The 11,851-nt window shown below is 61.4% G+C and carries 14 protein-coding genes; 9 read left to right on the top strand and 5 right to left on the bottom strand.

What is annotated here, in order from left to right; genetic code table 11:
* Positions 1-54 precede the first annotated feature (54 nt).
* From phoU to AC07T0_RS05300, 5 genes are all read left to right on the top strand, one after another.
* Positions 55-816 carry a phosphate signaling complex protein PhoU gene (gene phoU / locus AC07T0_RS05320; RefSeq protein ID WP_121135576.1) on the top strand — a complete coding sequence of 254 codons (762 nt, stop codon included), beginning with the start codon at positions 55-57 and terminating at the stop codon, positions 814-816.
* 159 nt (positions 817-975) lie between these two features.
* Positions 976-1,902 carry a response regulator gene (locus AC07T0_RS05315; protein ID WP_495000177.1) on the top strand — a complete coding sequence of 309 codons (927 nt, stop codon included), beginning with the start codon at positions 976-978 and terminating at the stop codon, positions 1,900-1,902.
* 247 nt (positions 1,903-2,149) lie between these two features.
* The gene (locus tag AC07T0_RS05310; protein ID WP_495000176.1) at positions 2,150-2,482 is read left to right on the top strand and encodes a type II toxin-antitoxin system RelE/ParE family toxin; all 333 of its coding nucleotides are present in this window, start codon (positions 2,150-2,152) and stop codon (positions 2,480-2,482) included.
* Positions 2,479-2,784: a helix-turn-helix domain-containing protein gene (locus AC07T0_RS05305; protein WP_495000175.1), complete on the top strand. Its 306-nt coding sequence runs from the start codon at positions 2,479-2,481 to the stop codon at positions 2,782-2,784. Before AC07T0_RS05310 ends, AC07T0_RS05305 begins: the two co-directional genes overlap by 4 nt.
* Positions 2,785-2,848: 64 nt before the next feature.
* Positions 2,849-3,742: a peptidoglycan DD-metalloendopeptidase family protein gene (locus AC07T0_RS05300; RefSeq protein WP_495000174.1), complete on the top strand. Its 894-nt coding sequence runs from the start codon at positions 2,849-2,851 to the stop codon at positions 3,740-3,742.
* A 116-nt stretch (positions 3,743-3,858) separates the two neighbouring features.
* On the opposite strand, the gene AC07T0_RS05295 is transcribed toward AC07T0_RS05300, so the two are convergent.
* The 3 genes from AC07T0_RS05295 to phoB all read right to left on the bottom strand — a co-directional run bounded on the left by AC07T0_RS05295 (position 3,859) and on the right by phoB (position 7,459).
* On the bottom strand, positions 3,859-5,202 hold the full coding sequence (locus AC07T0_RS05295; RefSeq protein WP_495000173.1) for a hemolysin family protein: 1,344 nt from the start codon (positions 5,200-5,202) through the stop codon (positions 3,859-3,861).
* Between the two features lie 137 nt (positions 5,203-5,339).
* Positions 5,340-6,662 (bottom strand): phosphate regulon sensor histidine kinase PhoR, encoded by a 1,323-nt coding sequence (phoR, locus tag AC07T0_RS05290; protein ID WP_495000172.1) that lies wholly within the window; start codon positions 6,660-6,662, stop codon positions 5,340-5,342.
* A 107-nt stretch (positions 6,663-6,769) separates the two neighbouring features.
* Positions 6,770-7,459, bottom strand: a complete 690-nt coding sequence (gene phoB, locus AC07T0_RS05285) for a phosphate regulon transcriptional regulator PhoB (protein ID WP_003176964.1) — start codon at positions 7,457-7,459, stop codon at positions 6,770-6,772.
* Between the two features lie 154 nt (positions 7,460-7,613).
* Between phoB and AC07T0_RS05280 the strand changes: the two genes are divergently transcribed.
* On the top strand, positions 7,614-7,991 hold the full coding sequence (locus tag AC07T0_RS05280; RefSeq protein ID WP_495000171.1) for a COG4315 family predicted lipoprotein: 378 nt from the start codon (positions 7,614-7,616) through the stop codon (positions 7,989-7,991).
* A gap of 146 nt (positions 7,992-8,137) precedes the next feature.
* Here AC07T0_RS05280 and ubiA read toward each other — a convergent pair whose 3' ends face one another.
* Positions 8,138-9,028, bottom strand: coding sequence for a 4-hydroxybenzoate octaprenyltransferase (gene ubiA / locus AC07T0_RS05275; RefSeq protein ID WP_495000170.1), 891 nt, complete (start codon positions 9,026-9,028; stop codon positions 8,138-8,140).
* On the bottom strand, positions 9,028-9,591 hold the full coding sequence (locus tag AC07T0_RS05270) for a chorismate--pyruvate lyase family protein (RefSeq protein ID WP_495000169.1): 564 nt from the start codon (positions 9,589-9,591) through the stop codon (positions 9,028-9,030). The genes ubiA and AC07T0_RS05270 overlap by 1 nt, the downstream gene beginning before the upstream one ends.
* A gap of 203 nt (positions 9,592-9,794) precedes the next feature.
* Here AC07T0_RS05270 and AC07T0_RS05265 point away from each other — a divergent pair, with 203 nt between their 5' ends.
* From AC07T0_RS05265 to AC07T0_RS05255, 3 genes are all read left to right on the top strand, one after another.
* Positions 9,795-9,962: a rubredoxin gene (locus tag AC07T0_RS05265; protein WP_495000168.1), complete on the top strand. Its 168-nt coding sequence runs from the start codon at positions 9,795-9,797 to the stop codon at positions 9,960-9,962.
* A 42-nt stretch (positions 9,963-10,004) separates the two neighbouring features.
* The gene (locus AC07T0_RS05260; RefSeq protein ID WP_495000167.1) at positions 10,005-11,153 is read left to right on the top strand and encodes an NAD(P)/FAD-dependent oxidoreductase; all 1,149 of its coding nucleotides are present in this window, start codon (positions 10,005-10,007) and stop codon (positions 11,151-11,153) included.
* A 188-nt stretch (positions 11,154-11,341) separates the two neighbouring features.
* The gene (locus tag AC07T0_RS05255; RefSeq protein WP_040071769.1) at positions 11,342-11,617 is read left to right on the top strand and encodes an HU family DNA-binding protein; all 276 of its coding nucleotides are present in this window, start codon (positions 11,342-11,344) and stop codon (positions 11,615-11,617) included.
* Positions 11,618-11,851: the final 234 nt, after the last annotated feature.

Raw genomic sequence — 11,851 nt, 5'->3', positions numbered from 1 at the left:
ATTATTCGGCTTGAAGCTTACAGCTTGAAGCTTGCAGCTTTCGCGGAGCGAAACATGATTGATAAAGACGGTCTTACCCATCACATTTCCGCGCAATTCAACGCGGAATTGGAAGAAGTACGCAGCCACCTCCTGGCCATGGGCGGTTTGGTCGAGAAGCAGGTCAACGATGCGGTGACCGCGTTGATCGAAGCCGATTCGGGCTTGGCCCAGCAAGTGCGCGAAATCGACGACCAGATCAACCAGATGGAACGCAACATCGACGAGGAATGCCTGCGCATTCTGGCCCGTCGCCAGCCCGCGGCTTCCGACCTGCGGCTGATCATCAGCATCTCCAAGTCGGTGATCGACCTGGAGCGCATCGGTGACGAAGCGACCAAGATCGCCCGTCGCGCCATCCAGCTGTGCGAGGAAGGCGAGGCGCCACGTGGTTATGTCGAGGTCCGCCATATCGGCGACCAGGTGCGCAACATGGTCCGTGACTCTCTGGATGCCTTTGCCCGCTTCGACGCCGAACTGGCGTTGTCGGTGGCGCAGTACGACAAGATCATCGACCGCGAGTACAAGACCGCCCTGCGCGAGCTGGCGACCTACATGATGGAAGACCCGCGCTCGATTACCCGCGTACTGAGCATCATCTGGGTGCTGCGTTCCCTGGAGCGGATCGGCGATCACGCACGTAACATCTCCGAATTGGTGATCTACCTGGTGCGCGGCACCGATGTCCGGCACATGGGCCTCAAGCGCATGCGCCAGGAAGTTGAGGGCACCTTGTCCGAAACCGCTAATGTTCCCGGTGAAGCTGACGATAAGTAAGATTGCCCGAGAGAAACGCCCGGCCTAAGGTCGGGCGTTTTTGTTTGTGGCGTACGAATTTACGCGCACCCGCGAACGAAAAGTCCCGGTGTGATTAATCGGCGTTTGGCAAATAGCCATTAGTCAGTATGCTAGCCGGGATTTTCAGAGGAATGGTCAATGAGTAAAGTCAGTGTGTTGGTGGTGGATGACGCGTCGTTCATCCGCGATCTGGTGAAGAAATGCCTGCGTAACTACTTCCCGGGCATCCGGATCGAAGACGCTGTCAACGGTCGCAAGGCCCAGGCGGTACTGGCCCGCGAAGCGTTCGACCTGGTGTTGTGCGACTGGGAAATGCCGGAAATGTCCGGTCTGGAGTTGCTGACCTGGTGCCGCCAGCAGGACAACCTCAAGACGATGCCGTTTGTCATGGTGACCAGCCGTGGCGACAAGGAAAACGTGGTTCAGGCGATCCAGGCCGGCGTTTCCGGTTATGTCAGCAAGCCGTTTACCAACGAACAGTTGCTGACCAAGGTCAAGCAGGCGTTGCACAAGGTCGGCAAGCTCGACACCTTGATGAACAGCGCACCAACCAAGGCCAACTCGGCGTTTGCCAACGATTCCCTGAGCGCCCTGACTGGCGGCCGGGCTGAAGTGGTCAGTCCGTCGGCTGCGCAAGCCCCCGCGGCGGCGCCGTCCAAAGGCCTGCTCAACAGCCCGCCGGTGCGTCCGAGCACCGCCGCCTCGCCGGCCGGCGCGGCAGCCTCGGGCGGTCGCGGCCAGGGCCAGTTGCGCCTGTCCAGCGGCACCCAGCAGTGCGTGATCAAGGCGCTGAGCATCAAGGAAGCCTTGCTGGTGGTGCGCCGTACCGAGGTTCTGCCGCAGGTGCTGGAAAACGCGGTGCTGGACCTGGAGCAGGGCGACAACGCCGAGATCGCCCGCCTGAATGGCTATCTGCATGCGATCGTCGCCCATGAACCGAAGCCGGACAGTGAATGGCTGCAACTGACCTTCCGCTTTGTCGACCAGGACGCCCAGAAGCTGGACTACATCTCCCGCCTGATCGCCCGCGGCACCGCACAGAAGCACTTCGTTCCCGGGGCTTGATGCCCACCTGACGGCGTGGTGGCTTTGTCCATCGCGCCGTTTGCCTGACCTTCCTTGCATACTGATCCCGGCCTTCGAAACGCCTTTCGTCCGAATCCTTCCGCTCGGATTGTTTTATATCTGTTTCGATATAAACTATTTAAGAACCCTCTGAGTGGCGACCTTGCAGCCAAGTCTTGAAACAACCTCGCACCACGGAACTCCCGCCCATTGATTAGGCTTTTCCTGTCAGCAACAGGAGAAATCGATGCCAAGGCACAAGGATGTGGTGTTTGTAGGGAGCTCACTCAGGGATCTCAAGGCGTTCCCGCTGGATGCGCGAAGGGCAGTCGGTTTTCAGCTGGACCTTCTGCAACAGGGTGAAGCGCCTTGCAACTGGAAGCCCATGAAGACGGTAGGCAAGAGCGTCTATGAGATCAGGGTGAGTGAAGAGAGTGGAGCATTTCGGGTGTTTTATGTGGTTAACCGGGCGGATGCCCTGTATGTCCTTCACGCCTTCAGGAAGACCACCCGGAAGACGGAAACCCGGGATATTGAACTGGCACGGGCCAGACTGCAGGAGATAGGAACAACGCTATGACCGACCTGATCAAGACTGAACGTTTCGCCTCTGTCTGGGATGCCCTCGAGGACACCCCGCGGGAGGCCGCCAATATGCGCCTGCGCTCCAAGTTGATGATGGAGCTGATCAGTCGCGTCAACGCCTGGGAGCTGTCGCAGAAGGACGCGGCCAAGCGCCTGGGGATCACCCAGCCGAGGCTGAATGACCTGCTGAACGGCAAGATCGACAAGTTCTCCCTGGATGCGCTGGTGAACCTGTCCGAGCCGGCTCAATTGAACGTCGAGCTGTGCTTTGGTCCCGGGGCCATCCAGCTGGCGTGATTCACACAAATGCCCTGGCCACCTGCTAGTCTGGTCGCCATGTTTTATTCGGCGACTCTCGCTTATGTTCCTGCGCCTGCTGCTTTCCTGTGGTCTGTTGGTGGCCGCCACCTCGGCTGCGGCCATGACGATCTACAAGTACACCGATGCCAATGGGGTGGTCTCCTATAGTGACCGCCCGGCACCGGGTGCCCAGGTCTTCGTGTTTCGTGATCGGATGGTCGAGCACCTGGAGCGTCAGGTGCGCCTGGATATCCGCAAGCAGAAGGGCTTTGATGAGGTCTACGTGCGCAACGACCTTTACGCCCCGGTGGAGATCGAGCTGGGTTTCGGTGCGCTGAAGAACGTCAGCGGTGCCCCGCAGTCGATCCGCAAGGTCCTGCCGGCCCGCAGCAACCAGCGCCTGGCGTTGCTCACGCCGATCCAGACCGGCGAGCCGATGCGCTACGTCCCCAAGTTCCAATATTTCCTTGGCGACCCTTCCGGGAAGGCCCAGGGCTATCGTTACCCGTTTCCCTGGCGCGGTGGGCCGTTTCGCTTGACCCAGGGGCCGAATGGGCAATACAGCCACTTCGGCGCCAAGAGCCGTTACGCGATGGATATCGCCATGCCGGTGGGCACGCCGATCATCGCGGCGCGGAGCGGGGTGGTGATCAAGACCGAGAACGAGCAGAGCGGCGGCGGCAAGAACCCTTCGGGCAACTTCGTACGGGTGTTGCACGACGACGGCACCATGGGCGTGTACCTGCACCTCAAGCAAGGCTCGGTGAGCGTGCGCGAAGGCCAGCGGGTGGAAGTGGGCAGCCCGCTGGCGCTGTCGGGCAACACGGGTAACAGCACCGGGCCGCACCTGCACTTCGTGGTACAGCGCAATACCGGGATGGGGCTGGTGTCGATTCCCTATCAGTTCAGCCAGTCGTTGGAGGCGTTGCCGAATTTTGCCTTGAGGGGCAAATAGGAAGAGTCGAACGCACCACTTACCCTGTAGGAGCCAGCTTGCTGGCGATGAGGTCAGTGAGCTTTGTATTGCCCTTACAGGCGTTATCGCCAGCAAGCTGGCTCCTACAGGTGGTGTCAGTCGAGCTTGAGAACCTTGGCCAGGATGATCTTCGGTCCTTTCATCTTTTTGATGATGATGCGCAGGCCTTCGACTTCCAGTACTTCTTCCTCTTCCGGCACCCGCTTCAGGGTGTCATAGACCAGCCCGGCGAGAGTTTCGGCCTCGATATGGTCCAGGTCGATGCCCAGCAGGCGTTCGACCTTGAACAACGGCGTATCACCACGCACCAGTAACTTGCCCGGCTGATAAGCGAGGATGCCGCGTTCGGTCTTGCGGTGTTCGTCCTGGATATCGCCCACCAGCACTTCCAGCACGTCTTCCATGGTCAGGTAGCCGATCACCTTGCCGTCGGCTTCTTCCACCAGGGCGAAGTGCGAGCCGCCCTGGCGGAACTGCTCCAGCAGGCGCGACAGCGGCATATGCCGCGACACCCGCTCCAGCGGCCGGGTCAGTTCGGCGAGGTTGAACGACTCGGGGATGTGGTCCAGGGCCGCCAGTTCCAGTAGCAGGTCCTTGATGTGCAGCAGACCGACGAACACGTTGCGCTCGGCGTCGTATACCGGATAACGGCTGAACTTGTGGCGACGGAACAGTGCGAGGATTTCCTTGAGCGGCGCATTGCAGTCCAGGGTCACCAGGTCTTCGCGGGAGTTGGCCCAGTCGACCACTTCCAGTTCACCCATTTCCACCGCCGACGCCAGCACGCGCATGCCCTGGTCGCTGGGGTCCTGGCCGCGGCTGGAGTGCAGGATCAGTTTGAGTTCTTCACGGCTGTAATGGTGTTCGTGATGCGGGCCGGGTTCACCTTGGCCGGCGATCCGCAGGATGGCGTTGGCGCTGGCATTGAGCAGGTAGATGGCCGGGTACATCGCCCAGTAGAACAGGTACAGCGGCACCGCCGTCCACAACGACAGCAGCTCGGGCTTGCGGATCGCCCAGGATTTGGGTGCCAGCTCACCGACCACGATGTGCAGGTAGGAAATGATGAAGAAGGCGGTAAAGAACGACACGCCCTTGACCACTTCGGCGGAGTTCACCCCGACAGCGCTCAGCAGCGGCTCCATCAGGTGGGCGAAGGCCGGCTCGCCGACCCAGCCCAGGCCCAGGGAGGCCAGGGTGATACCCAGCTGGCAGGCGGACAGGTAGGCGTCCAGTTGGCTGTGCACGGTGCGCAGGATCTGTCCGCGCCAGCCGTTCTGGTGGGCTATGGCCTCGACCCGGGTCGAGCGCAGCTTGACCATGGCGAATTCGGCCGCAACGAAGAAACCGTTGAGCAATACCAGGATCAGAGCGAAAAGAATCATGCCGAAGTCGGCGAAGAGCGATGCGAGGGTCAAGCTACTAGGGGAAGGGTCCATGATGGGGTTTTACGGGTTCCGTATTTCAATTTGAAGTAGTTGGGCGCAGGCCTGAAAGGCAGGCACAAGCCATCCAATGTAGCGGCAGATACGCCCGTTGCCTAGTGGCCTGGCCGGACAGGTGTCCCGGCCAGGCCTCAGGCGGGCAGGTTGTTGGTGCTTGAGCGCGTCACCTGGGCCGGGGCGAAATGACAGGTAAAGGTGCTGCCGTGGCCCAGAACGCTGCTGATTTCCAGGCGCGCGCGGTGGCGCAACAGCACGTGTTTGACGATCGCCAGGCCCAGTCCGGTGCCGCCGGTGTTGGAGTTGCGGCTGGAGTCGACCCGGTAGAAGCGTTCGGTGAGGCGTGGCAGGTGTTTGTTGTCGATGCCGATGCCCGAATCCTGCACGCTCAGGTGCGCGCCGTGCTCGTCGCCCCACCAGCGAATGCGGATATTGCCTTCGGCCGGGGTGTATTTGACGGCATTGAACACCAGGTTGGAGAAGGCGCTGCGCAGTTCCGCCTCGCTGCCCTTGAGGCGGATGGCGCCGTCGGCTTCCAGGGTGATGGTCTGGTTGCGTTGCCCGGACAGGGCCTGGGCGTCGTTCTTGATCGACTGCAACAGCGTGTCGATACGCACCGGCTGGTTGTCCGAGGGGTAGTCGGTGGCTTCCAGCTTGGCCAGCAACAGCAGGTCGTTGAGCAGGGTCTGCATGCGGCTGCCTTGCTGCTGCATCTGCTGCAGGGCACGAACCCAACGCGGATTCACCTCTTCGACGTTGTCGAGCAGGGTTTCCAGGTAGCCGGAGATCACCGTCAGTGGCGTGCGCAGCTCATGGGAGACGTTGGCGACGAAGTCCTTGCGCATCTGTTCCAACTGATGGATGCGGGTTACGTCGCGCACCAGCATCAGGTGCTCGTTGTTGCCATAGCGGGTGATATAGAGCTGGATGCGCAGCCGGTCATTGGTCGGCGAGGGGATTTCCAGCGGTTCGGCGTAACTTTCCTGCTCGAAGTATTCCTTGAAGCGCGGATGACGCACCAGGTTGGTCACCGGCTGGCCGCTGTCCTGGGGCGTCTTGAGGCCCAGCAGGGTTTCGGCGGCGCGGTTCCACCATTCCAGGTTGCCGTCGCTGTCGAGCATGATTACCGCGTCCTTGAGGGCGGCGGTGGACTCTTGGACGCGGTCGATCACCGCTTGCAGGCGCCCGCGCACGCGCTGGTCGCGACGTTGCAGGTGGTAGATGCTGTCGAACACATCGCCCCACAGGCCGTAGCCGTCTGGCGGCGCTTCTTCGGGTTTGTGCTGGCGCAGCCATTGGTGCAGGCGCAGCAGTTGTTTGAGGGTCCAGCCCAGGTAAAGCCCCAAGCCGACGGCCAGGCTCCAGCCGTAATAGCCACTGGCCAAGCCTGCCACCAGGCAGCCGGTCACCAGCAACAACAGATGGCGGATCAGGGTGCCATGCCAGTTTTGATTCACTTCAACATGCGTCCTTGGAGGCGAAGCCGTTCCGAGCGGCGAGCTTCAACGCTGCAAGTTTGAAGCCGCTCGGTGACCGATGTGTGGCGGGTCGTTTGCAGCCGTTCTCAACCCTTGGTGGAGAAACGATAGCCGGTGCCGCGCACGGTTTGTACCAGATTCTCGTAGGCATCGCCCAAGGCTTTGCGCAGACGGCGGATATGTACGTCGACGGTGCGCTCCTCGACATAGACATTGCCGCCCCAGACCTGGTCCAGCAACTGGCCGCGGGTGTAGGCGCGTTCCTGGTGGGTCATGAAGAACTGCAACAAACGGTATTCGGTGGGGCCCATTTCCGCGGGCTTGCCGTCGATGGTCACCCGGTGGCTGATGGGATCGAGCAGCAGGCCACCGACTTCGATGGGGGCTTCGCCGTCGGTCGGGCCGGCGCGGCGCAGTACCGCCTTGAGGCGGGCTACCAGTTCCCGTGGGGAGAACGGCTTGGTGATGTAGTCATCGGCGCCGACTTCAAGCCCCTGGATCTTGTTGTCCTCTTCGCCCTTGGCGGTGAGCATGATGATCGGGATGTCGCCGGTCAGCTCGTCGCGCTTGAGGCGCCGGGCCAGCTCGATGCCCGAGGTGCCGGGGAGCATCCAGTCGAGCAGAATCAGGTCGGGTTTGCGATCAACAATGATCGCATGGGCCTGCTGGGAGTTTTCCGCTTCCAGGCAGTCATAGCCGGCCATTTCCAACGCCACGGCGATCATCTCGCGGATGGGCGCTTCGTCGTCGACGATCAGAATGCTCCTGCCAACCATATCCCTTCACCCTCGTGTCATTTAACTGTCTTGCGCCGCATTAGATAACGAAATTATTGCAGTCATGTGACAGCTTTTTTCGACAAGCCGCAACGGTCATATTCATGGGCTACGCTGAGGGTTCGAATCCTACAACCACAAAAGGAAGGTTCTCATGACTCACTCTTCGTTTTCGTTGAAAGCCTTGATGGTAACGGCGGCGTTAACGCTGCCGACCCTGGTTTTCGCGGCCGAGCCGGCCATGATGAAAGACGGCAAGATGGTCGATAGCAAGGGCATGACGTTGTACACCTTTGATAAGGACAAGGGTGGTAAATCCATGTGCACCGACAAGTGCGCCGAGAATTGGCCGCCGATGATGGCTCCTGCGGACGCCAAGGCCGAGGGCAAGTGGACGGTGATCAAGCGCGACGACGGCATGATGCAGTGGGCGCATGACGGCAAGCCGATGTACACCTTCAAGATGGACGCCAAGCCCGGAGACGCCTTGGGTGACGGTAAAGGCGGCATGTGGCACATGGCCAAGCACTGATTCAGCGCGGTCCCTTGTAGGAGCCGGCTTGCTGGCGATGGCGTCCGGATGGGCGATGCAGGGCTCAAGGCCCTTATCGCCAGCAAGCCGGCTCCTACAGGTTTCGGGGGCTGCCTGGTGTTGCGTGTTGTATCGACTTCGGTTGATCAGCGCGCGGCGTAATCCAGCACTACCCCGAGGAAAATCGCCAACCCCGCCCAGTGGTTGTGCAGGAACATTTTGAAGCAGAGCTGCGGGTCTTTATTCCGGGTGACCCAGAATTCCCAGGCAAAGCACGCCGCGGCCGCTAAAAGGCCGATATGGAACCAACCCCCCAGCTCGAAGCGCGCCCCGGCCAGCAGCAGGCAGCCGAGCATCAGGCCCTGCAAGGTTAGGATAATCACCCGATCAGCTTCGCCAAACAAAATGGCGGTGGATTTCACGCCGATCTTCAGGTCGTCCTCACGGTCGGTCATGGCGTAATAGGTGTCGAACGCCACTGTCCACAGCAGGTTGGCGATATACAGCAACCAAGCCGTGGCGGGCAGGCTGCCGGTCTCGGCGGTGAAGGCCATCAGGATGCCCCAGGAATACGCCGCGCCCAGCACTACTTGCGGGTAATAGGTGTAGCGCTTCATAAATGGATAGCAGGCCGCTACCGCCAGGGCGCCGAAGGACAACCACACCGTGGTCGCGTTGGTGCACAGCACCATCAGGAAACTGATCCCCATCAGCAGGGCGAACACCGCCAGGGCTTCCTTGCCGCTGATCCGCCCGGCCGCCAGGGGCCGTTGCTCGGTGCGTTTGACGTGGCCGTCGACCTTGCGGTCGGCGAAGTCATTGATGGCGCAACCACCGGCGCGGGTCAGGATCACGCCGAGGGTGAAGATCAGCAGGTTGCCCAGCGATGGCACGCCCTTGGCCGCGATCCACAGCGCGCTCAGGGTCGGCCACAACAGCAGGTAAATGCCGATGGGCTTGTCCATGCGGGTCAGTTGGAGAAAGTCCCAGGCCCGTGGGTGCAGGCGGCTCAGGGATTTGAGCAGGTTCAGGTACATCAGCAGTTCTCCGCACAGGCACTGACGGCGTGCCACAGGCTCGGCAGGAAAATTTCCGCCACCAGCAGGCTCAGCGGCCCGCGATTGAAGCGCGAGCGGCGACCCCAGAGGTTATCGGCGCGATGCTCTGGCGGTAGCCAGGGCTCCGGGTAATGGCAGACTTCGATGGCCTGGCGCTCGAACGCCTGGTCGCAGAACAGCAGTTCACCCAGTGAGCGACTACCCAACTCGTCCATATTCAGGCCGCCTTCGCGCAAGGCACTCTGTGCCGCGACACTGCGGGCGAACACCCAGGGCTGGCCATGACCGCGCAAATACACTTCGCGCACCCAGCCCAGGCTTTCACCGGGCAACTCCAACGCGGCGCACTCGTCGTCGCGCAGGGGTTGCCAGCCCTCGAACAGCGGCGTGACACTGAAAGCGTTATCGGAAAGTGCTGTCAGGCGACGAGTAAGAGAACCTTCGTCAAACAACCAGTTGAGGGTTTGTGCGTCTGGCGGGACGGTCAGCCGGCTCTGCGTGAGCCAGACGGGAGACGCTGGAATGGGGACTTTGTGCGGCACGATGGGCAGTTGATTGGCAGCCAGTGAGGCGTCGAGCTTATCACAGGCGGTCCGGCCATTTAGAGCGCCTGGGTCATGAGCGCTGTCGATCGTGCTTGCATCGGCGGCCTTCGATCAGTACAAAACGCCCTGAGCCGGACGGCAACGCTGTAACCATCGACTGTCCGTGCCGTCAAACGCCTGGGAACCGAGGAAGTAACGAGATGAAGAAGTGGCAATGTGTGGTCTGCGGGTTGATCTATAACGAAGCCGAAGGCTGGCCGGATGACGGTATTGCAGCCGGCACCCTCTGGCAGGATGTTCCGGAAGACTGGCTGTGCCCGGACTGCGGCGTCGGCAAAATGGATTTCGAAATGATCGAAATCGGCTGATTGATCAATTTTTAAACAGAATCAATGGATCTGGAGAAAGGAATGAGCGCACCTGTCGTGATCGTCGGTACCGGGCTGGCCGGTTACAACCTGGCCCGGGAGTTTCGCAAGCTCGACAGCGAAACCCCGCTGCTGCTGATCACCGCCGACGACGGGCGTTCCTACTCCAAGCCCATGTTGTCCACCGGCTTTGGCAAGAACAAGGATGCCGACGGCCTGAGCATGGCCGAACCCGGGGCCATGGCCGAGCAGCTCAAGGCCGAGATCCGCACCCATACCCGCATCAGCGGCATCGACCCGGGCCACAAGCGCCTGTGGATCGGCGAGGAAGCGCTGTACTACCGTGACCTGATCCTGGCTTGGGGCGCGGAAACCGTGCGGGTGCCGGTGGAAGGCGATGCCCCCGAGGCGATCTTCCCGATCAACGACCTGGAAGACTACGCGCGCTTCCGCGCGGCGGCGGCGGGCAAGCAGCGCGTGCTGTTGCTGGGCGCCGGGCTGATCGGTTGTGAATTCGCCAATGATCTGATCCTCGGCGGTTACCAGGTCGAACTGGTCGCGCCTTGTGAACAGGTCATGCCGACGCTGCTGCACCCGGCGGCGGCGGCTGCCGTGCAGGCGGGCCTGGAAAGCCTTGGTGCGCGTTTCCACCTGGGCCCGGTGCTGACCCGTCTGCAACGCAGCGGCGATCACCTCGAGGCGCACCTGTCGGATGGCGCCACGGTGGCCTGCGACGTGGTGGTCTCGGCCATCGGCCTGCGTCCGCGCATCGACCTGGCGGCGGCGGCCGGTTTGCAGGTCAATCGCGGGGTGGTGGTCGATCGCCACCTGAAAACCTCCCACGCCAATATCTACGCCCTGGGCGATTGCGCCGAGGTCGACGGCCTGAATCTGCTGTACGTCATGCCGCTGATGAGCTGCGCCCGGGCGCTGGCCCAGACCCTGGCCGGCAATGCCACCGCAGTGAGCTACGGCGCCATGCCGATCACCGTGAAGACGCCAGTGTGCCCGTTGGTGGTGTCGCCGCCGCCGCGTGGCTGCGAAGGGGGCTGGACGGTCGAAGGGCAGGGCGCCGACATCAAGGCCTTGTGCCGCGACACCAGCGGTCGGCTGCTGGGCTATGCCCTGACGGGCGCGGCGGTGATGGAAAAACTGGCCCTGAACAAGGAGCTGCCGCCGTTGCTGGCGTAAATAGCGGTCCTTCTGTCGTAAACACCCGGTTTTTGCCGCTACAAAGGTCGTAACGAGACTGGCGCGGGGCCTTGCCTCGTGCCATCCTCACTCCCGTCTGCCGCAGAGTAGAGCCTGCGGCGCTTTGGGCGCTGTTCCGGAAGAACAGCACGGACATAACAACAAAAAACCGTCAAAGAGGCTTCATTATGCGTAAACCAGAACTCGCCGCTGCAATTGCTGAAAAAGCGGACCTCACGAAAGAACAGGCCAGCCGCGTGCTCAACGCCGTCCTTGAAGAAATCACTGGCGCGCTGCACCGCAAAGACAGCGTCACCCTGGTGGGTTTCGGTACCTTCCTGCAACGTCATCGCGGTGCCCGTACCGGCAAGAACCCGCAAACCGGCGAGCCGGTGAAGATCAAGGCCAGCAATACCGTCGCGTTCAAACCGGGTAAGTCGCTCAAAGATAGCGTCAACCCGTAAGCGTCAGGTACCACTCCCGGAGCAAGGGGAGGGCTGTAGAAAAAATGGGCACGCCGATCGGATCGGGTGCCCATTTTTCATTTCTGCGGCGCTATCGTAAGGGCCCATCGCCAGCAAGCCGGCCCACTGTTCAGTGCCGAATCAAAAATCTGCAGACGAGCGGATATCAATGTGGGAGCGGAGCTTGCCCGCGAAGCTTTTAGCGTTCTCACGGGCCCCTTCGCGGGCAAGCTC

The organism is Pseudomonas sp. GW821-FHT04D07, assembly GCF_059420225.1.
Note: the sequence above shows the minus strand (reverse complement) of the source record. Positions and strands in the feature narration are given on the sequence as shown.

What these genes read in the sequence shown, in the direction of transcription:
- AC07T0_RS05265 (WP_495000168.1), top strand. Translation starts at nt 9,795, where the DNA reads ATGAAGAAGTGGCAATGTGTGGTCTGCGGGTTGATCTATAACGAAGCC.
- AC07T0_RS05310 (WP_495000176.1), top strand. Translation starts at nt 2,150, where the DNA reads ATGCCAAGGCACAAGGATGTGGTGTTTGTAGGGAGCTCACTCAGGGAT.
- AC07T0_RS05305 (WP_495000175.1), top strand. Translation starts at nt 2,479, where the DNA reads ATGACCGACCTGATCAAGACTGAACGTTTCGCCTCTGTCTGGGATGCC.
- AC07T0_RS05295 (WP_495000173.1), bottom strand. Translation starts at nt 5,202, where the DNA reads ATGGACCCTTCCCCTAGTAGCTTGACCCTCGCATCGCTCTTCGCCGAC.
- ubiA (WP_495000170.1), bottom strand. Translation starts at nt 9,028, where the DNA reads ATGTACCTGAACCTGCTCAAATCCCTGAGCCGCCTGCACCCACGGGCC.
- phoB (WP_003176964.1), bottom strand. Translation starts at nt 7,459, where the DNA reads ATGGTTGGCAGGAGCATTCTGATCGTCGACGACGAAGCGCCCATCCGC.
- AC07T0_RS05260 (WP_495000167.1), top strand. Translation starts at nt 10,005, where the DNA reads ATGAGCGCACCTGTCGTGATCGTCGGTACCGGGCTGGCCGGTTACAAC.
- AC07T0_RS05280 (WP_495000171.1), top strand. Translation starts at nt 7,614, where the DNA reads ATGACTCACTCTTCGTTTTCGTTGAAAGCCTTGATGGTAACGGCGGCG.
- AC07T0_RS05300 (WP_495000174.1), top strand. Translation starts at nt 2,849, where the DNA reads ATGTTCCTGCGCCTGCTGCTTTCCTGTGGTCTGTTGGTGGCCGCCACC.
- AC07T0_RS05315 (WP_495000177.1), top strand. Translation starts at nt 976, where the DNA reads ATGAGTAAAGTCAGTGTGTTGGTGGTGGATGACGCGTCGTTCATCCGC.
- phoU (WP_121135576.1), top strand. Translation starts at nt 55, where the DNA reads ATGATTGATAAAGACGGTCTTACCCATCACATTTCCGCGCAATTCAAC.
- AC07T0_RS05255 (WP_040071769.1), top strand. Translation starts at nt 11,342, where the DNA reads ATGCGTAAACCAGAACTCGCCGCTGCAATTGCTGAAAAAGCGGACCTC.